Here is a 17,535-nt window from a genome sequence, read left to right as displayed (position 1 = left end):
GTTTCGACTCCTTGGCATACGAGCAGTTTAGAAGGGAAAAAGCTAGAATAAAAAAGAACAAAAGTTTAAACTTGAATCAAATGTTTACTTAAATGAGTATAGCATTGCGGGGTAGTGGATGTCAATGCGTATTTCAAAATGTTAAGGATAGACACCAAAATTGTATGTTATAGCCAAATAAATGCGATTACATATGTGCAAATGAGCCAAATATTTGTGTTTTTTCACCTGGAAAGCTGAAAAAATTCTGATATTTTAGGGCGGAACAACGAAAAAACTCGCTTGAAACGACTGGGCTGTTTGACATTTCCTGTTGACAAAGCGAAAAAAATCCAGTATTCTAAGCCCATAACAAAATATACGAAGCATTAACTTTTGTGATTGCGTACAGTGGGAGGTATCGACTTGGAAAACATGACTGCTTCATCCGGCGTGGAGAAGCTCCTGTCGGTTCGCAATGTCTACAAGTCATTTGGCCTGAACGCCGTTCTGAAGGGCATCAGCCTGGACCTGGCTCCGGGCGAGGTTTTGGCCCTTATCGGAGGCAACGGCGCAGGAAAGAGCACCTTGATGAAGATCATCATGGGTATCTACAGCCATGACAGCGGCGAGATTTTTGTAGACGGTAAGGAAATGACGGTGGGCAAGCCCGCCGAGGCGTTGGCGCACGGTGTTTACATGGTGCCCCAGGAGCCCCTGCTGTTCCCCAATATGACGGTGGAGGAGAACATCCTCATCGGCTTTGACCGCCCCCGGGCCGAGCTGCGCCGGGAACTGGTGGAGCGGATGGACAATCTGGGCTGGCACATCGCTCTGGAGCGGAAGGCCAGCAGCCTGTCCATCGCGGAGCAGCAGCTGGTGGAGATCCTCCGCGGTCTGCTGCGTCACGCCAAGGTGCTGATTCTGGACGAGCCCACCAGCGCCCTTACCTTTAAAGAGGTAGAGAGCCTCTTTAAATGTGTGGAGGACCTGAAGAGCCAGGGCATCGGCATTATCTACATCACCCACCGCCTCAACGAGGTCTTTGAGATTGCCACCACAGTGGCCATCATGCGCGACGGTGTCATCACTCTGGACGGCCCGGTGAGCGACTTCACCCGGGACGACCTGGTGTGCGGCCTGCTGCCCACTGACTCCTGCCAGCGCAAGACTCAGGTGGTCAGCAAGGTGGATTACTCCAAACCCCCTGTCTTTGAGCTGCGCAACTTCAGCGGCTACGGCTTTACCGACATCTCCCTGAAGGTCTATCCCGGTGAGATCCTGGGCCTGGCCGGCGTGGTAGGCGCGGGTCGTACCGAGATGGCTATGACCATTTTCGGCCGGGACAAGGTCCTGGGCGGTAACGTGATTCTGGACGGCAAGGACATCACCGGTCTGAAGACCGCGGACGTCATCAAGGCCGGTCTGAACTACGTGCCTGAGGACCGTCACGCAGACGGCCTGTTCAAGATCAGCGACGTGGCCTGCAACACCACCAGCGCTCTGCTGAGTAACCCCAAGATGGGCCGCTTCTTCCTCAACCGTAAGGAGGAGAAGAAGGTCACCCAGCAGTATGTGGATGACTTCCGCATCAAGGTCACCGGTCAGGATCAGCTCACCGGCAGCCTGTCCGGCGGCAACCAGCAGAAGATCGTCATTGGCCGCAGCCTTTCCACTGCCCCCAAGCTGGTTATTCTGGACGAGCCCACCCGCGGCATTGACGCGGCGGCCCGCGGCGATGTGTACAGCATCATCCATCAGTTGCGGGATCAGGGCGTATCCATTTTGCTCATCTCCTCCGATATGGAAGAAATTGTGGAGCTGAGCGACCGGGCCATGAGCATCTACCTGGGCCGGGTCAACTGTGAATTTGCCAAGGAGGATGTCAATCAGGACAACCTGACCAGCGCCGCCTTTGGTCTGATCCGAAAGGAGGAGGAAAAGGCATGAGCGCGCTGAAAAAAGTTCTGAAGGCCCGGGAGCTGAGCAGCTTTCTGTTCCTGGTAGCCCTGTTTATCATCGTCAGCATCATCAACCCCACCTTCGCCTCCTCGGAGAACATTTCCGCCTGCTTTAACTCCGCGGTTGTGTACATCCTCATTGCCATCGGTATGGCCTTTGCCATCATCGTGGGTGAGATCGATGTTTCTGTGGGTTCCATTCTGGGCATTGTGGCCACGGTCGTGGGCAGCATGCTCCGTGACGGCAGCAACTGGGTGGTTGCCTTTGCCGTGGGTATCCTCATTGGCGCCGTCATCGGCCTGTTCAACGGCTGGGGCGTGGCGGTCATGGGGGTCCCCTCCCTGATCTTTACCCTGGGTACCAACGGTATCCTCCGCGGCAGCATGTATGTGTATGCCGGCGGCGCCTGGGTGGAGAACCTGCCCAAGTCCTTCAAGGATTTTTCCTCCAAGACTCTGGTGGGTGACCTCACCGTTTACTTCTGCGCCTGCGTGGTTGTGGTAGCGATTATCCATGTGCTGCTGACCCGCACCCGTCGGGGCCGCTACTTCACCGCTGTGGGCGATAACGCCGGCGGTGCCACTCTGGTGGGTATCTCCGCCACCAAGACCAAGGTGCTGGCCTATGTGATCTGCGGCATCATGTCCGCCATCGCCGGCATCCTCTTCTGCAGCCGTATCGGCTTTGTCACCTCTCTGTCCGGCAACGGCTATGAGATGAAGGCCGTGGCCGCCTGCGTGCTGGGCGGCATCAGCCTGAGCGGCGGCGTGGGCAGCGTCATCGGCGCGGCCATCGGCGCAGTCATCATGAGCTCCATCAGCTATCTGCTGGTCTTTATGGGCTTCTCGTCCAACTACGATAACGCCATCACCGGTATCATCCTCATCGCCATCGTTGTCATTGATGCACTGATGCAGAACCGCAGCGCCGTGCGCAGCCGCCACGAGCGCCTGATGGCCCGCACAGCCAACGCGATGGAAGGAGGCGATTCCCAGTGAAGAAGTTAGATTCCCATTCTCACAGCAAGGTGGGCAGCCTGCTGAAAAACTGGAATACCTTCCTGGTGGTTATCCTGATTTTGGAGTTTGTGATCTTTGGCGCAGCCAATCCCAAGTTCCTGCGGATTCCCCTGCTGCTGTCCAGTGTCAATGACTTTATTGCCATCTGCCTCATCAGCTTGTTTGTTACCTTTGTCATGATCACCGGCGGCATCGATATTCAGGCCGGCTCCATCGTGGGTCTGACCTCCATCATCATCGGTGTGGCCTGGCAGGACTTCGGCTTCAACATCTGGGGAGCCGTGGTGCTGGCCATTGTGGCCGCCGCTCTGTGCGGCGCCCTGTCCGGCTTCTTCATCGCCTACTGCCGCGTGCAGGCCATGGTGGTGACCCTGGGCGGCAGCTTCCTGTATGCCGGCCTGGCCCTGCTGGTGTCCACCCTCAGCTCCACCGAGAGCTATCAGGGCATCAGCGGTTTCCCCGACAGCTTTAAGGCTCTGACCAAGTTCAAGCTCTTTGATGTCATTCCCTCTCAGCTGCTGATTTTCGCCGCCATGACCTTCATCGCCTATCTGCTGCTCCACAAGAGCAAGTATGGCCGCAAGGTGTTCCTGGTGGGCGTCAATCCCCAGGCGGCGGAGTTCTCCGGCATCAATTCCCGGCTGATTATTCTGTCCACCTATGTGCTCAGCGCCATTAGCGCCGCCATTGCCGGCATCGTGCTGACGTCCTATCTGGGCACCGCCAAGAGCGATCTGGGCAGCACTCTCACCATGAACATCATCACTGCCTGCGTGCTGGGCGGCACTCTGTCCACCGGCGGCAAGGGCAGTGCCATCGGTACCGCACTGGCTTCTCTCATCATTGGCCTTTTGCGTTTCGGTCTTCCCCTGTGCTTCAAGATCAACACCCAGTATCTGGACATCCCCATCGGTGTCCTGCTGGTGGTGGTGGTCGTGGGCCGCGCCGTGTTCAATATGCCCGGCACCGCCGTGTTTATGGCCAAGCTGAAAGGTAAGTTTCAGCCTAAGGCCAAAGCGGCCCAGTAATTCTTGAATTAGATCGGAAATTTCCGTTCTAATATAAAAACAGGAGGTAATGAAAATGAAAAAAGCACTTGCACTGGCGCTCGCGCTGGCCATGAGCCTGTCTCTGGTGGCCTGCGGAAGCAGCAACGACTCCGGCAGCCAGTCCGGCGGTTCCTCTGCCAGCGGTTCTCAGACCGATGCCAGCAGCTCCGCGGGCGGCGAGGTCAAGTCCGTTGAGGGCAAGACCGTCACCTTTATCCCCAAGGTAACCGGCAACGCCTTCTTTGAGGTGGCCAACAACGGCGCCCAGGAGTACGCCAAGGATTGGGGCATCACCGTTGACTACCAGGGCAGCGCCAACGCCGCCGTGGCTGACCAGGTTCAGGTCATCAACACCGCTGTTGCTTCCGGCACCGACGCTATCTGCATCTCCACCGTGGACGCCGCCGGCGTGTCCGATGCTCTGAAGTCCGCCAGCGAGGCTGGTGTTGTGGTCACCACTTGGGACTCCGACGCCAATCCTGCTGACCGTACCCTGATGGTTTCCCAGGGCACTCCTGAGGTTCTGGGCCAGATGCTGGTCGACATGGCCGTTGCCGGCCTGGAGGCCCGCGGCGTGGATCCCACCAAGGACGAGGTTACTTACTGCTGGCACTACTCCCAGGCTACCGTGACCGACCAGAACAGCTGGCAGGTCGCCGGTGAGGCCATCATCGCTGAGAAGTACCCCAACTGGACCAACGTTGCTCCTGACAACTACTACTCCAACCAGGATGCTGAGCAGGCCATCACTGTCGGCGAGGCCGTTCTGTCCGCTCACCCCGACATCGACCTGATCATCTGCAACGACTCCACCGCTCTGCCCGGCCAGCTGCAGGCTGCCGAGAACCAGGGCTACAACAAGGACACCATCACCATCACCGGCTTTGCTACCCCCAACTCCATCAAGGAGTACTGCTCCAACGGCACTCTGTATAACTGGGGCCTGTGGGACTGCGCTGTTCAGGGCGGCATGGGCTGCTACCTGGCCGCTTACCTGGCTGCCGGTAACACCGTTAAGGTGGGCGACGTGATCGACATCCCCGGCATCGGCGAGTGCGAGGTCATGGCCAACGACAGCATCTCCGAGGGTGCTGAGACTGCTGAGACCAACAACGGCGTGGTGCTGCTGCCCGAGCGCGTTGTCTTCACCGCTGAGAACATGGATCAGTACGATTTCTAATTGCAATCGCACTGAAAAAGGCGCATAATAAGAAGAGGAGTACCTCTTCCGGAGCACGGCCTCTGGCCGTGCTCCGCTGCCGCAGACGCATGACGTTCGTGCGCCTGCGGGAGCGGAGCATTCCGCTTACTTGTCCAACTGTATCATTGGATACATAGTTTAAAGGAGGAAACTATTATGGCAGATCTGCAGGGCCTGAAGGTCGCGAAGGATTATCATGTTAACGTACCGTTTGCCAATCAGAACGGGTTTTATCTCAAGGGTTCCAACAGCCTGGAGTGGGGCATGAAGCGCCACCTGGCCAACATCTTCAATCCCAAGAGCGGCAACACTGTGATGTTTGCCTTTGACCACGGCTATTTTATGGGAAGCACTGCCGGTCTGGAGCGTCTGGACCTGCTGCTGCCCAAGCTGGCCCCCTATGTTGACTGCTTCATGGGCACCCGCGGCGCCATCCGCACCTGCTGCCCCCCCGAGCTGACCAACGCCATTGCGCTGCGCGTCACCTCCGGCTCCAGCATGCTGCAGGATGACCTGAGCCACGAGGTCGTGGCCGTGGACATTGAGGACTCCATCCGCATGAACGCCGACTGCATGGCCGTTCAGACCTTCATCGGCGCCGACGGTCAGATGTCCAGCCTGGACAACCTGAACCAGGTCATTAACGCCGGTATGCGTTACAGCGTTCCCACCCTGGGCGTGTGCGCTGTGGGCAAGGACATGGAGCGTACCGATCGCTTCTTCAAGCTGGCCACCCGCATCATTGCTGAGATGGGCTGCCAGATCGTGAAGACCTACAACTGCGACAAGTTTGAAGAGGTCGTGGCTGCCTGCCCCGTGCCCATCGTGGTGGCCGGCGGCAAGAAGCTGGCTGAGGCTGACGCTCTGACTCTGGCCTACGAGGTCATTCAGAAGGGCGCCCGCGGCGTCGATATGGGCCGCAACATTTTCCAGAGCGAGCATCCCGTAGAGATGGCCATGGCGGTCAACAAGGTTGTCCACGAGGGCTTCACCGACAAGGAAGCTTACGAGTTCTACCTCGACAGCATCAACGGATAACACTGGAGACAGAGGGGGCAGGCCATGGGGCCTGCCCCCATTTCCATTTTGAATGGGTAAAGGAGAGGTGCAATATGCTGCTGCGCGTCGCAGAGATGGTTTTGCCCGTGCTGATTCTGCTGGGGATCGGGTGCTGGAGCAACCGAACACAGGTCTTTGACCTGCAGGGCCTGGCGGGCATCAAGTCGGTCATCGGAGATATTCTTCTGCCAGTGGTGCTGTTCAACGCCTTTTTCACCGCCCAGTACAGCATGACGGTGGTTCTGCTGTTTGTGGCAGTCTATGCAGGCTTTGGAATTGCTCTGGCCATTGGCTTCGGGCTGCGCCGTCTGGTGGCGCCCTATGGCCGGTTCTTCCCCTTCCTGATGGCCAGTGCCGAGGGCGGGATGCTGGGCTATGCCCTGTATGGCCTTCTCACCGGTGAGCAGAGCGGCTTTGCCGCCGTGGACCTGGGCCAGACCGTCTTTGCCTACACCGCCTTCCTGGGCACCCTGAAGGCGGTAGACGGCGGCGCATTGAGCCCCAAGGACATGGTGAAAATCATGGCGGGCAACCGCTGCTTCCTGGGTATGCTGCTGGGCATTATTCTGGGTGCCACGGGTGTGGGCGGCCTGGTGCTGTCCAGCCAGCTGGGCGAGCTGGTGCGGCAGATTATTGCCATGATCACCGCGCCCACCAGCGCCCTGGTGCTGCTGGTGGTGGGCTATGAGCTGAACCTGAGCCGCCGCCTGCTGCGGCCGGTGCTCACCACGGTGGCGCTGCGCCTGCTGGTCATGGGCGGCCTGCTGGTGCTGGTGAGCACAGTGGTGTTCCGCATCATTCCCTTCTCCAAGGATTTGATGCTGGCTCTGATGGTGCTCTATTCCCTGCCCGCGCCTTTCATCATTCCTCTCTTTGCCGATGTGGGTGAGGACGGCGAGTATATTTCCACTACCCTCTCGGCGCATACCATTTGTACCATGGCCCTGTTTGCCGCCATTGCGGCCTATGCGGTGGCCTAACCCCAGTGTTCAAAAGGAGAGCATACCATGAAACGAGTTTTATCCCTCATGCTGTGCGGCCTGATGCTGCTGTCGGTTACCGCCTGCGGAACCTCTCAGCCCGATCCGGAGACCGTGGGCTCCATTGGTGAGACCACCTTCAGCGGCAAGCTCTATCGACTGCTTCAGCTGAATGTGACCCGGGCCAACCCAGATGCCGGGGAGAAGGAGCTGCGCCAGGCCGTGCTGGCGGAGATGGAGCACTATGCCGCCGTGGAGGCACGCTTCCAGCAGCTGGGCGGTGAGCTGGGGGAGGAGGGCCAGGCCTATGTGGACCAGTATGCCCCCACCATCTGGCAGCAGTCCCAGGCGGAGATGGAGGAGAACGGAGTGGATGAGGCCACTCTGGAAGAGTATGTGGCCAACCTCTATCGGGAGGACAACCTGCTCACCATGGTGTATGGAGCGGACGGAGAGCAGCCGGTGTCGGAGGAGGAGATTTTGTCCTACGCCCGGGAGCAGCTCTACTACGGCGTGTGCGTCTACCTGCCTCTGAGCGGGGAGGAGGGAGAAACGGACGCTTCGGTGCGGGAGCAGGCCCTCAGTGCCGCCCAGCGGATCCAACAGGCCGCTGGAGACAGAAACAGCCTGCGGGCAGCGGCCAAGGCCGAGCTTCCCCAGGTGCTGGCGCTGACCGGCCGGGAGTGGGAGGAGGACGATCTGGACAGCTATGTCTACGCCAACCTCTATACTCCGGACAACTGGGAGGCCAACCTGAGCGAGGGCGCCATGGAGGTGCTCCGGGGCACGGAGTACGGAGCCTGCTCCGTGCTGGAGAATGAGAACAGCATCACCGTGTTCCTGCGTCTCGATCCCGAGGAGAACTACACCGCTGAGGACCTGCGTCCCTATGTGACCCAGAGCATGAAGCGGGACGAGCTGGACGAGGCGCTGGCCCTCCAGGGAGCGGAGCTGCCCCACGAGCTGGACGAGAAAGCCATCGATATCTTTTGGAAGTAAGAACTCTGTCTGACGCTGCGGAATAAGAAAGAGCCCCCGCGCCACAAAGCGCGGGGGCTTTTCTGTATAGCTCAATGATCAGGAGCGTGTCAAAGGGAGGGTTACGGTAAACACGGTGCCCTGGGCGGCGCTGCTGGTTACCGTAATGGAGCCCCGGTGGGCCTGGGCCACTGCCTGAGCAATGGGCAATCCCAGGCCATAGCCGCCCTGGTCCCGGCTGCGGGAGCTGTCCGCCCGGTAAAAGCGCTCAAACAGGTGGGGCAGATGCTCCGCAGGGATGGGGGGACCGGAATTGACCATGGTCAGTACCCCCCGGTCCTGCTGTTGCTCCAGACAAAGGGAGACTGTGCCGCCCCGACCGGCATATTTGATGGCGTTGTCCAGCAGGATTATCACAAGCCGCTCCAGACTGGCCCTGTCCCCAACCAGAGTAAGGCCGGGGGTCACTTGGCTGGTGAGTTCCACCCCCTGCTCAAAGGCCACCGACTCAAAGCGGAGCAGGCACCCCTCGGTCAGATCGCTGAAATTGATAGTTCGGGTGGCGGGAAGTCCGGCCGCGTCGTTTTTGGCCAGAAAAAGCAGATCCTCCACCAAGGCCTTCATCCGCTGCCCCTCCGCCTGGATATATTCCAGCCATTTTTGGTTGTCGGACACCGACTGGTCGGAGTGGGAGAGCACGATTCCCGTGTTGGCCAGGATGACGGTGACGGGGGTCTTCAGCTCGTGGGAGGCGTCGGCCACAAATTGGTTCTGCTGTTCCCAGGCCCGCTCCACCGGGCGGAGGGCCAGGCGGGAGAGGAGAACACTGATGAGGAAGAAGCACACCATGGCAGCCAGTCCCGTCAGCAGCGAGGTGAGAATCAGGCGGGTGAGAGAGGAGCGCTCCCAGCTCATGTCGGAGAAGGCGATGCGGCTGCCATCGGAGATGGTGCGGACCCGGAAGCGCAGACCCATCTCCTCCAGAATGCCCCGCTCCTCTCCGCTGGCCAGGGCCTCCTCCACTGCCTGCTTCAAAACCTCGTCAGAGACATTGGCACCGTTCCCTAAGGTCAGGGTGTCCAGGTCACCCTCCGGAGAGACGGTGACGCAGAACACGGGGATGAGGCGGCTTCGTCCCTCTGAATTCTGTGGGGGAAGGCCAAAGGTAAAGGGCCTGGGGTCGTCGGGACGCTCCCAGCGCAGGGCGATTTCAAGGGCGGTGAAGGCATCCTGCTCCAGCTGCTTTGCAGTGGAGAATACCAGGGAGGCGAAGACGATGATCAGCACCAGGCTGACCAGAATCATGTTGATGGCAATGAATTTCCGCCGCAGCTTCTTCAGCATGAGGGTTCCTCTTGGGGCTGGCTGTTTTCCAGAAAGTAGCCCGCCTTACGGATGGTGCTGATGACCACCTTGCTGTTGAGATAGGAGAGCTTTTTCCGCAGGAAGGAGATATACACCTCCACATTGTTGTCCTCCGCCTCCGACTCCATACCCCAGACCTTGGTGATCAGAGTCTCCTTTGCAATGACGCTGCCCTGGTTCACCAGCAGAAGGCGCATGACCTCATATTCCTTGAAGCCCAGGCGCAAGGAGCGCTCGCCGCAGGAGAGAGCGTGGGAGTTGCAGTCCAGGGAGAGGTCGCCCATGGTGAGCACATCGCTGAGAATTTCGCCCTGGCGGCGGGTGAGGGCCCGAACCCGGGCCAGCAGCTCGCCAGTGTCAAAGGGCTTGGTCATATAGTCGTCGGCGCCGCAGTCCAGACCGTTGATTTTGTCGGCCACCTCATCCCGGGCTGTGAGCATGAGAATGGGGGTGGAGATCCGGGCCGCCCGCAGCTGCCGGGCCACCTGGAAACCGTCCAGGCCAGGCAGCATCACGTCCAGCAGAATGAGATCGTACTGGCCTGCCAGGCCATAGTCCAGCCCATCCTGTCCGTTGTGTACCACATCGGCCTGATAGAGCAGCTCCTTCATCAGCTGACGCAGAGTCTCGGCCAGGCGGACCTCGTCTTCAATAATTAAAACGCGCATATAAAAAGCCTCCCGGTGCGTTGATGTGACACCATTGTACCCTCTAAAGCTGTAATTGCCCTGAAAACCGGGACTTCAGTATAACATAAAAGGGATAAATAAGCCAGAACAGTGAAAAAAGAAAAGAAAAAGGAAAAGAAATTTCGTCTTTCTGAAATCTTATTGTGGATTTTTTAAATTTGGTATATCATATTTACTATATCATAAGGCCGGTGCCCCCGTGGCGGCAGGGGTCAAGGGAAACCGGACGGAGCCATTTGCCCAGGTGCCGGACGACAGATGCCAGCGAAGGAGAGAACGATGAAGTTTCATATTGTCAGCGACAGCTCCTGCGATCTGGGTCAGGAGCGGGCCAGCCGAATGGGGATTACCCTGGTGTCCTTCTATGTGGCTTTTGAGGGAGAGCCCTATTACCGGGAGGAACGGGACATCACCAGTCAGGACTTTTATCGCATGATGGCCCAGCGCCCGGGGGATTTTCCCAAAACCTCCATGCCCACGGTGGAGGACTATCTGGAGGCCTTTGAGCCGTCGGTGCGGGAGGGCGTGCCGGTTTTGTGCATCTGCCTCAACGAGCCCTTCAGCGGCTCCATCCAGGGGGCGCGCAACGCCCGGGAGGTGTTGCTGGAGGAGTATCCTCAGGCGGAGATTTACGTGATGGACTCCCAGCTGGCCACCGTACTTCAGGGGCAGTTGGTGGAGGAGGCCGTCCTCCTGCGGGATCAGGGCTGCACGCTGGAGCAGGCGGTGGCGGCTCTGGAGCCCATCCGGGAGAGCGGCCGGATTTTCTTCACCACCAATGACCTGGATTACCTCCGCCACGGCGGCCGCATTGGCAAGGCGGCGGCCACCACCGGAGCCCTTCTGAAGGTGAAGCCCCTCATCGGCTATCACAACCGGGGACTGATCTCAGACGGCATTGCCCAGGGGCGGAAGAAGTCTCTGCAGCGGGTGCGGGAGCTCTTTTATCGCTATGTGGAGCGGGAGGAGCTGGACCTGAAGCAGTGGCGGGTGGTCACCGGCTTTGGACTGGACCGGGAGGAATACGACCAGTTTACCGCCGAGCTCTTTGCGGGGCTGCGGGAGCGGGGCTGGGAAGTACCTGTCTCGGAGCCCTATCAGATTGGTGTGACCATCGGCGTTCACACCGGCCCAACACCCATCGGCGTGGGAATTCTGCGCCGGTCCGTTTTTTAAGCGGCCAAACAGCGTCGGATTTCCGGCGCTGTTTTTTTGCCCGAGGGACTGGACAACCCGTAACAGAGCTGTTACTTTTAAAGGAGAAACTGTAACCCCCTTGTCCCTTGTTTTTTCCGGGAAACATGATATTCTGTCTAAAGAGAGGGGAACCTTTCATGGATTATGATAAGCTGCTGAACCTGGGCGTGGAGCTGGGCCGCAGGCTGATGGAAAGCGGCGCAGAGATCTACCGGGTGGAGGAGTCGGTGGAACGGCTTCTGAAGGCCTACGGCCTGGACCCCCAGATCTTTGCCATTCCCAACTGCCTCATCGTCAGTGTCACTACCCCCCAGGGTCACCCCATTACCCGTATGTGCCGCATCCCGGCCCACGGAACGGACATCGAACTGCTGGAGCGGTGCAATGAGCTGTGCCGCCGGCTGTGTCGGGACCCTGCCCCGGTGGAGGAGGCGGAGCGGATGATGGAGCAGCTGTCAAACTGCCGGCAGTTTCCCTCCTATGTTCTGCTTTTGGGTTACATGATGACCACGGGATTTTTCGCCCTGTTTTTCGGCGGAGGCTTCTGGGACTGCATCAGCGCCGCGCTGTGCGGTATGGCGGTGGGCGGCTGCATTCTCTACGGCCAGTGGCTGACCGGGTCCAACATCTTCTTCTGCACGGTGGTTCAGGCCGCGGTGGCGGCTGTTCTGGCCCTGGTGCTGGTGCGGATCGGTGTGGGACAAAATCTGGAGGCCATTACCATCGGCACCCTCATGGTGTTGGTACCCGGACGGGCCCTGACCAACGCCATGCGGGAGATCATGGCGGGGGACATTTTTTCCGGCCTCAACCGCACGGCGGAGGTACTTCTGGTGGCCACAGCCATGGCGCTGGGTACCGCCATCCCCCTGGTTTTGGGGCAGTATCTGTGAGGAGGCTGGGAAAATGGGCGAAATTATGACGGGTTATATACTGCCCTGCCTGTGGGCCTCTTTGGCCTGTGTGGGCTTCGGCCTGGTGTTCAACATCCAGGGCGTGGGCGTGCTGATCTGCGGCTTTGGGGCTGGGCTGGGCTGGCTGGCCTATTTGCTGACGGTGCGCCTTGGAATGGGAGATATCTTTGCTGCCTTTCTGGCTGCCATTGTCATCGGAGTTTATTCGGAGGTCATGGCCCGCATCCGCCGCTGTCCGGTGACGGGTTACCTCCAGGTGGCTCTGCTGCCGCTGGTGCCGGGGGCGGGCATCTATTACACCATGCAGTACTGCGTGGAGGGAGAGACCCAGCTGTTCCTGTCCACCCTGCTGCACACCTTTGGCTTTGCCGCCGCCCTGTCGGTGGGAGCCATGCTGACCACCTCGGTGCTGCGGGCCCTACTGCCCCATCTCCGCCGGGGAGGGACCTGAGAACTCAATTCCAAGCGGAGGACACACATGCGTATCACACAAAGCCGTTGGAGAACGGCACTTTTTACCCTGTGCATCCTGGGGCTGCTGGCAGCCGGAGGATGTGCACGGGCTGACCGCGCCGGAGGCTATTCGGCGGAAACCAGCGGGAGCACGGCGGTGGAGCCGCCGGTATCCCGGGAGAACCAAAATGAAACGCCGGATGTGACGGAACCTGACGGGGAGGGCGAATCCACCCAGAGGACAGAGAGTCCTGAGCCGACGGAGCCCCAGCCGCCCCAGGAGAACAAGCCGGAGCAGGAGGGGGAAACCGCCCCAGTTCACGAGACCGAAGCGGCCCAGGACAAGCCGGAGCAAAAAGCGGATCACGGCGAAGTACAGGTCCCGGGAACGGAGGGCAGCTCTTACGACTTCAGCCAGCCCGTGCCCGAGAGTCCGGAGGTGGACAACAGCTACTTTGCAGACGCCGCCTTCATCGGCGACTCCCGCACCGACGGCTTTATGATTTACAGCGGCATCGGCCACGGCAAGAACCTGACCTCCAACGGCCTGTCCATCTTCAAGCTGAAGGAGAAGAAGGCACTGACCATTGACGGGAAAAAGTACACTCTTCTGGAGGCCCTGGCCCTGGAGCAGTACGGAAAGGTGTATCTCTCCCTGGGAGTCAATGAGCTGGGCTACAACAACGACAAGGGCTTTTACAACAGCTACTGTGACGCCATTGAGACCATTCGCCAGCTGCAGCCCAACGCGGTCATCTACATCCAGGGGCTCATTCCCCTGAACGAAGGGGTGATCGCGAAGACAGGCGGGTCCCGCTATCTGACTAACGAGCACCTGCGGGTCTACAACGACCTGATGCGCAAGGCGGCCCAGGAGGAGGGCGTGGTGTTCCTGGATCTGTATTCGGAGTTTGTGGATGCCAACGGAGAGCTGCCCGCCGAGGCCAGCAAGGATGGCGTCCATCTCCGGGGCGACTGGTGCCGGCAGTGGCTGGCTTACTTAAAGACCCACACGGTGGATTATGAGACCCTGTACCCCTCCGGGAACGGATCCGGCGGAGCGGTGGATCAGGGTCAGACGGAACTTGCATAGGAGGAGATCACCATGAAGAAGTGGATGTTATTGCTGGCCGGTGCAATGCTGGTCATGGCCCTGGTCGGCTGTGGCAGCCAGAAGGAGAGCCTGGCCTCCTGGACCGAGGAGCACGGGCAGGAGATTCTCAGCTCCGGCGCCTTTTCCGAGGAACTGGAGGAGCTGGATCTGGACACCGCCTTTCTGCTCTATAAGCTGGAGGACGGGGGACTGAGCCGGGAGAATTTGACTGGCGGTCTGGTCCGCCGGTCTGCGGGCGCTACCTGCGAGGAGCTGGCTGTGCTGATTTTTGACGACGAGAAGGCGGCGGAGACTGCCGTCCAGTCTCTCCAGACCTATCTGGAGGGTCAGATTGCCTCCAATACCGATTACCGCCCGGCGGAAATTCCCAAGCTGGAAGGAGCCTGGGTGGAGCAGCGGGGCAATACCGTGCTGATGGTCGTGGCCAACGACGTCCAGGCCGCCAAGGATGCCGTGGGCAGCAAATAAAGAATCAAAAATGCCGTTTGGAGTGCTCCAAACGGCATTTTTTGTTGAAATAGGTGGAAAAACTTACAGCTTGTCTTTCTGGGGGGCAGTCGGTTACAATCTTGTTATAAACCTGCATAGGAGGAAATAACAACATGAACCGACGATGGAAGGGGGCCGCTGCTGCCCTGATGACCGCGGCGGCCCTGACTGTTCCGGCCTGGGGAGCGTCCGTCGAGGCCAACGGTCAGCCTCTCACCGCCGAACAAGGATGGATTGAAGACGGAACCAGCTATATGACCCTGCGGGCCCTGGCCCAGCACTCGGACTATGAGCTGAGCTGGGACGGGAGCCGCGCCTGGCTGAAGGGGCAGGACCTGGAGCTGTCCGCCCGGCCAGGGGATCTGTACATATTGAGCAATGACCGCGCCCTCTATGTGGAGGGCGGTGTACGGGTGGTGGACGGCAAACTGACGCTGCCCCTGCGGGTGGTGGCCGCAGCCACAGGGGGATCCTTGGGCTGGAACCCTAAAACAGCCACCGCGTCCCTGGGGCTGACCGGCGCATCCGCGCCCCAGGCAAACTATAATGAGGAGGATCTCTACTGGCTCTCCCGCATCATCTCGGCGGAGAGCCGGGGGGAGCCTCTGGTGGGCCAGATTGCCGTGGGCAATGTGGTTTTGAACCGGGTGGCGGACAAACAGTTTCCGGACACCATTAAGGACGTCATTTTTGACACCAAATACGCGGTACAGTTTGAGCCGGTGGCCAATGGAACGGTCTACAACGAGCCTGCCCAGTCCTCTGTTCTGGCGGCCAAGATGACCCTGGAGGGGGCCCAGGTGGTGGGGAAAAGCCTCTATTTCTTTGCCCCCGCCCTGTCCGAAGGGACCTGGATTGTCAATAACCGCACCTACTACACCAGCATCGGCGGACACGATTTTTACCTCTGAAAAAGGGACGGCCATAGGCCGTCCCTTTTTTTGTTAGTTTAGCAGAAGGAGCAGGGCTCCTCCACCGTTACGGTGTACTTTTCCAGCAGCGCCACCGGATGGTAGGAGAGCTTGCTGGTGCGCAGGCCCAGATCGCCGGCGTCGTCCTCGCGGTTGATGAAGTGGACGCCCTCATGGGCAAACTGCTGGGCAAACTGGGCCACCAGCATCTGGTAGCAGCCCTCATAGGTGCGGTCGGCCTTCTCAATGTGGGTGAACAGGGTGTCGCCGATGATTTCACCCAGGGAGAAGCCCACCACCTCTCCATCCACCAGCAGCATGCCGCCCAGCATGTCATAGGTGGTGTAATTGTCCAGCACCTCGTGGGTTTTGGCGATGTCCTCGTGGAAGGAGGCCGCCGCCTTGTCCACCCGGCTGGCGTACCGGTCCAGGAAGGCCTTGACCACGGGGATGTCCTCGGGAGTAATCACCCGGAAGGTCCAGTTTCCATAGGTTTTCAGGAACTTGTTGACGTGGTTGCGCTGTCCGCTGAGCTTTTTGCCCCGGAAGTACTTCAGATCTTCCGCCCGGTACAGGTAATCGAAGTTGTCACGCTCGGGGATGGCGGCGCTGTTGGGGAAGAACTCCTGAATGCGCTCCAGCTCGTCCTTGGGGACGGGGTAGAAGGCAATGGGCAGCTTCCGGCGGCAGCAGTAGTCCGAGATCTGGCGGTAGTGCTCGTTGCGGCCGCCCCCCAGGGGGAGCGTGAAGGTGTAGCCCAGGCCGGGGTAGTACACCTTGAAATAGAGAGAGCCGTCATAGACAGCCCACTCGGTCTTGTACATGTCCCGCCAGATGAAGCAGGTGCCGGGCGTGGTGTCACAGATGCGGCTTCCGCTGTAATCGAAAAATTGACGCAGTTTGGGGAGATCCTGCAGCTGCAGGGGATGAAAATCCAGCATAGTAAAAAATCCTTATCGTTTGGTTTAGTCGCTCTACATTATATCCGATATTCGACCATAATACCACCCTGTAACCCCCTCTTTTTTGCACAAAAAACCCTGCTTTGTGGTCTGAACCAGGGACAAATGGTCTCCGGGGGAGACGGGCAGACGGTAGTCGGTGGAGTCCTCGCACCACAGCCCGCGCTGGTCCCGGCGCAGGTAGCGGTTCAGAATGGGCAGGACCCGTCCGCTCTCCAGATGGCGGCACAGGGAGGTCTCCTCCCCCTCCTCCAGAAGCTCCAGAGCGCTGCGGCCCCAGCGGACGTTGACCGAGTCGGCAGAGGCCTCCTGGGGATCCAGCGCCTTCACCACCGGGAGACCGTCCCAGGCCTGCCAGGAGAAGTCCTGGGAGTCCTCTGAGGGGAGGATGAGGGCGTTGAGCTGCCCATCCATTTTCAGCACACAGCCTCCATCGATGGAGGCAATCTTCCGGTCCCGCAGCAGAATGGGGGCGGCAGAGGGAATGTTGGGATTGTAGAGGGTCACCGGCCAGTGGCCCACGATGACCCACTTGTCGAAGGAGCGGTTCTGGCCGAGAAAATCGTCGTTTTTCATGCAGCGCCACCGTTCCAGCTCCTCCATGTTGGACAGAGAGGGAACGCCGCCGTGGACAAACACCAGATGCTCCGTTTCCAGAATGGTGGGCATCTTCTGCAGCCAGGCCCGGATCTCCGGATAGGCCGCCCGCAGATCCTGGCGTAGCTTGGGCAGGTCCTCCAGCTGCTCAAAGCCTCCCTCACGGGCCAGCTGCCGCAGGGTGGACTCGGGGTGCTGGGGGAGATAGGAGGAAAAGAAGCGGTCGTCCAGGGCGTCCGTCTCAAAAAAGCGCAGCACCAGCCCGTCGCAGTTGCCGCACAGGGGGTAGAGATGGTGGGTTTTGGACAGCTCCATCAGGTGCCTCAGAAGAGCCAGACTGTCCCGTCCCTTTTCCAGCATGTCTCCCACCAGCACCAGGGCATCCTGGGTGGTGAGCTGGATTTGGTCCATAAGTGCCTGGAAAAAGGGCAGATTGCCGTGGATGTCGCTGACGGCGATGATGCGCTGTCCGGTCTGAAATTGGGGGTGAATGACGATGGCGCGGTCCATGGCGATGATCTTCCTCTCTGTGGATCTGAATGGGGCACCCCAGAGAATTCCCGCTCTGGGTGCAGGTTGTGCACCGACATCATAGCACAGCGCGGCCCCGAAATGCA

At 59.5% G+C, this 17,535-nt stretch carries 17 protein-coding genes; 13 read left to right on the top strand and 4 right to left on the bottom strand.

All coding sequences use genetic code 11. From position 1 onward, the window contains the following. Positions 1 to 414 precede the first annotated feature (414 nt). From DWX58_RS12185 to DWX58_RS12155, 7 genes are all read left to right on the top strand, one after another. Positions 415 to 1,929: a sugar ABC transporter ATP-binding protein gene (locus DWX58_RS12185; RefSeq protein ID WP_118644423.1), complete on the top strand. Its 1,515-nt coding sequence runs from the start codon at positions 415 to 417 to the stop codon at positions 1,927 to 1,929. Further along, positions 1,926 to 2,939: an ABC transporter permease gene (locus DWX58_RS12180; RefSeq protein WP_118644206.1), complete on the top strand. Its 1,014-nt coding sequence runs from the start codon at positions 1,926 to 1,928 to the stop codon at positions 2,937 to 2,939. Before DWX58_RS12185 ends, DWX58_RS12180 begins: the two co-directional genes overlap by 4 nt. After that, complete coding sequence (locus DWX58_RS12175; RefSeq protein ID WP_118644204.1) at positions 2,936 to 3,988, top strand: ABC transporter permease; 1,053 nt, start codon at positions 2,936 to 2,938, stop codon at positions 3,986 to 3,988. Before DWX58_RS12180 ends, DWX58_RS12175 begins: the two co-directional genes overlap by 4 nt. Before the next feature lie 55 nt (positions 3,989 to 4,043). Beyond that, positions 4,044 to 5,189, top strand: coding sequence for a substrate-binding domain-containing protein (locus DWX58_RS12170; protein ID WP_118644202.1), 1,146 nt, complete (start codon positions 4,044 to 4,046; stop codon positions 5,187 to 5,189). A 177-nt stretch (positions 5,190 to 5,366) separates the two neighbouring features. Continuing rightward, a complete protein-coding gene (gene lsrF / locus DWX58_RS12165) occupies positions 5,367 to 6,248 on the top strand; it encodes a 3-hydroxy-5-phosphonooxypentane-2,4-dione thiolase (RefSeq protein WP_118644200.1) in 882 nt (293 codons plus the stop codon). Positions 6,249 to 6,322: 74 nt separating this feature from the next. Further along, positions 6,323 to 7,249 carry an AEC family transporter gene (locus tag DWX58_RS12160; RefSeq protein ID WP_243093479.1) on the top strand — a complete coding sequence of 309 codons (927 nt, stop codon included), beginning with the start codon at positions 6,323 to 6,325 and terminating at the stop codon, positions 7,247 to 7,249. Between the two features lie 27 nt (positions 7,250 to 7,276). Continuing rightward, entirely contained in the window at positions 7,277 to 8,248 is a 972-nt protein-coding gene (locus DWX58_RS12155; RefSeq protein ID WP_118644198.1) for a hypothetical protein, read from the top strand. 78 nt (positions 8,249 to 8,326) lie between these two features. Here the strand turns inward: DWX58_RS12155 and DWX58_RS12150 are convergent, their stop codons facing one another. Together DWX58_RS12150 and DWX58_RS12145 are read right to left on the bottom strand one after the other, a co-directional pair. Continuing rightward, positions 8,327 to 9,571, bottom strand: a complete 1,245-nt coding sequence (locus tag DWX58_RS12150; protein ID WP_118644196.1) for an ATP-binding protein — start codon at positions 9,569 to 9,571, stop codon at positions 8,327 to 8,329. Continuing rightward, positions 9,565 to 10,260 (bottom strand): response regulator transcription factor, encoded by a 696-nt coding sequence (locus DWX58_RS12145; RefSeq protein WP_118644194.1) that lies wholly within the window; start codon positions 10,258 to 10,260, stop codon positions 9,565 to 9,567. The genes DWX58_RS12150 and DWX58_RS12145 overlap by 7 nt, the downstream gene beginning before the upstream one ends. Before the next feature lie 300 nt (positions 10,261 to 10,560). Between DWX58_RS12145 and DWX58_RS12140 the strand changes: the two genes are divergently transcribed. From DWX58_RS12140 to DWX58_RS12115, 6 genes are all read left to right on the top strand, one after another. Next, on the top strand, positions 10,561 to 11,457 hold the full coding sequence (locus tag DWX58_RS12140; protein WP_118644192.1) for a DegV family protein: 897 nt from the start codon (positions 10,561 to 10,563) through the stop codon (positions 11,455 to 11,457). 158 nt (positions 11,458 to 11,615) lie between these two features. Continuing rightward, positions 11,616 to 12,371, top strand: coding sequence for a threonine/serine exporter family protein (locus DWX58_RS12135; RefSeq protein ID WP_243093477.1), 756 nt, complete (start codon positions 11,616 to 11,618; stop codon positions 12,369 to 12,371). Between the two features lie 13 nt (positions 12,372 to 12,384). Continuing rightward, positions 12,385 to 12,843, top strand: coding sequence for a threonine/serine exporter family protein (locus tag DWX58_RS12130; protein WP_118644190.1), 459 nt, complete (start codon positions 12,385 to 12,387; stop codon positions 12,841 to 12,843). 27 nt (positions 12,844 to 12,870) lie between these two features. Next, positions 12,871 to 13,938: a GDSL-type esterase/lipase family protein gene (locus DWX58_RS12125; protein WP_118644188.1), complete on the top strand. Its 1,068-nt coding sequence runs from the start codon at positions 12,871 to 12,873 to the stop codon at positions 13,936 to 13,938. A gap of 12 nt (positions 13,939 to 13,950) precedes the next feature. Continuing rightward, positions 13,951 to 14,427 (top strand): DUF4358 domain-containing protein, encoded by a 477-nt coding sequence (locus tag DWX58_RS12120; RefSeq protein WP_118644186.1) that lies wholly within the window; start codon positions 13,951 to 13,953, stop codon positions 14,425 to 14,427. 134 nt (positions 14,428 to 14,561) lie between these two features. Beyond that, positions 14,562 to 15,359 carry a cell wall hydrolase gene (locus DWX58_RS12115; protein ID WP_118644184.1) on the top strand — a complete coding sequence of 266 codons (798 nt, stop codon included), beginning with the start codon at positions 14,562 to 14,564 and terminating at the stop codon, positions 15,357 to 15,359. A 38-nt stretch (positions 15,360 to 15,397) separates the two neighbouring features. Here DWX58_RS12115 and DWX58_RS12110 read toward each other — a convergent pair whose 3' ends face one another. Together DWX58_RS12110 and DWX58_RS12105 are read right to left on the bottom strand one after the other, a co-directional pair. Then, positions 15,398 to 16,300, bottom strand: a complete 903-nt coding sequence (locus tag DWX58_RS12110) for a phosphatidylglycerol lysyltransferase domain-containing protein (protein ID WP_118644182.1) — start codon at positions 16,298 to 16,300, stop codon at positions 15,398 to 15,400. Positions 16,301 to 16,333: 33 nt separating this feature from the next. Then, the gene (locus DWX58_RS12105) at positions 16,334 to 17,428 is read right to left on the bottom strand and encodes a metallophosphoesterase (RefSeq protein ID WP_118644180.1); all 1,095 of its coding nucleotides are present in this window, start codon (positions 17,426 to 17,428) and stop codon (positions 16,334 to 16,336) included. Between the last annotated feature and the right edge of the window lie 107 nt (positions 17,429 to 17,535).

Source organism: Pseudoflavonifractor sp. AF19-9AC (genome assembly GCF_003478995.1).
Taxonomy (GTDB): Bacteria; Bacillota; Clostridia; order Oscillospirales; family Oscillospiraceae; genus Lawsonibacter.
This window is presented reverse-complemented; position numbering and strand designations above follow the sequence as displayed.

Coding starts and splice junctions, on each gene's coding strand:
- DWX58_RS12185 (WP_118644423.1), top strand. CDS start 415: ATGACTGCTTCATCCGGCGTGGAGAAGCTCCTGTCGGTTCGCAATGTC.
- DWX58_RS12180 (WP_118644206.1), top strand. CDS start 1,926: ATGAGCGCGCTGAAAAAAGTTCTGAAGGCCCGGGAGCTGAGCAGCTTT.
- DWX58_RS12170 (WP_118644202.1), top strand. CDS start 4,044: ATGAAAAAAGCACTTGCACTGGCGCTCGCGCTGGCCATGAGCCTGTCT.
- lsrF (WP_118644200.1), top strand. CDS start 5,367: ATGGCAGATCTGCAGGGCCTGAAGGTCGCGAAGGATTATCATGTTAAC.
- DWX58_RS12160 (WP_243093479.1), top strand. CDS start 6,323: ATGCTGCTGCGCGTCGCAGAGATGGTTTTGCCCGTGCTGATTCTGCTG.
- DWX58_RS12155 (WP_118644198.1), top strand. CDS start 7,277: ATGAAACGAGTTTTATCCCTCATGCTGTGCGGCCTGATGCTGCTGTCG.
- DWX58_RS12150 (WP_118644196.1), bottom strand. CDS start 9,571: ATGCTGAAGAAGCTGCGGCGGAAATTCATTGCCATCAACATGATTCTG.
- DWX58_RS12145 (WP_118644194.1), bottom strand. CDS start 10,260: ATGCGCGTTTTAATTATTGAAGACGAGGTCCGCCTGGCCGAGACTCTG.
- DWX58_RS12140 (WP_118644192.1), top strand. CDS start 10,561: ATGAAGTTTCATATTGTCAGCGACAGCTCCTGCGATCTGGGTCAGGAG.
- DWX58_RS12135 (WP_243093477.1), top strand. CDS start 11,616: ATGGATTATGATAAGCTGCTGAACCTGGGCGTGGAGCTGGGCCGCAGG.
- DWX58_RS12130 (WP_118644190.1), top strand. CDS start 12,385: ATGGGCGAAATTATGACGGGTTATATACTGCCCTGCCTGTGGGCCTCT.
- DWX58_RS12125 (WP_118644188.1), top strand. CDS start 12,871: ATGCGTATCACACAAAGCCGTTGGAGAACGGCACTTTTTACCCTGTGC.
- DWX58_RS12120 (WP_118644186.1), top strand. CDS start 13,951: ATGAAGAAGTGGATGTTATTGCTGGCCGGTGCAATGCTGGTCATGGCC.
- DWX58_RS12115 (WP_118644184.1), top strand. CDS start 14,562: ATGAACCGACGATGGAAGGGGGCCGCTGCTGCCCTGATGACCGCGGCG.
- DWX58_RS12110 (WP_118644182.1), bottom strand. CDS start 16,300: ATGCTGGATTTTCATCCCCTGCAGCTGCAGGATCTCCCCAAACTGCGT.
- DWX58_RS12105 (WP_118644180.1), bottom strand. CDS start 17,428: ATGGACCGCGCCATCGTCATTCACCCCCAATTTCAGACCGGACAGCGC.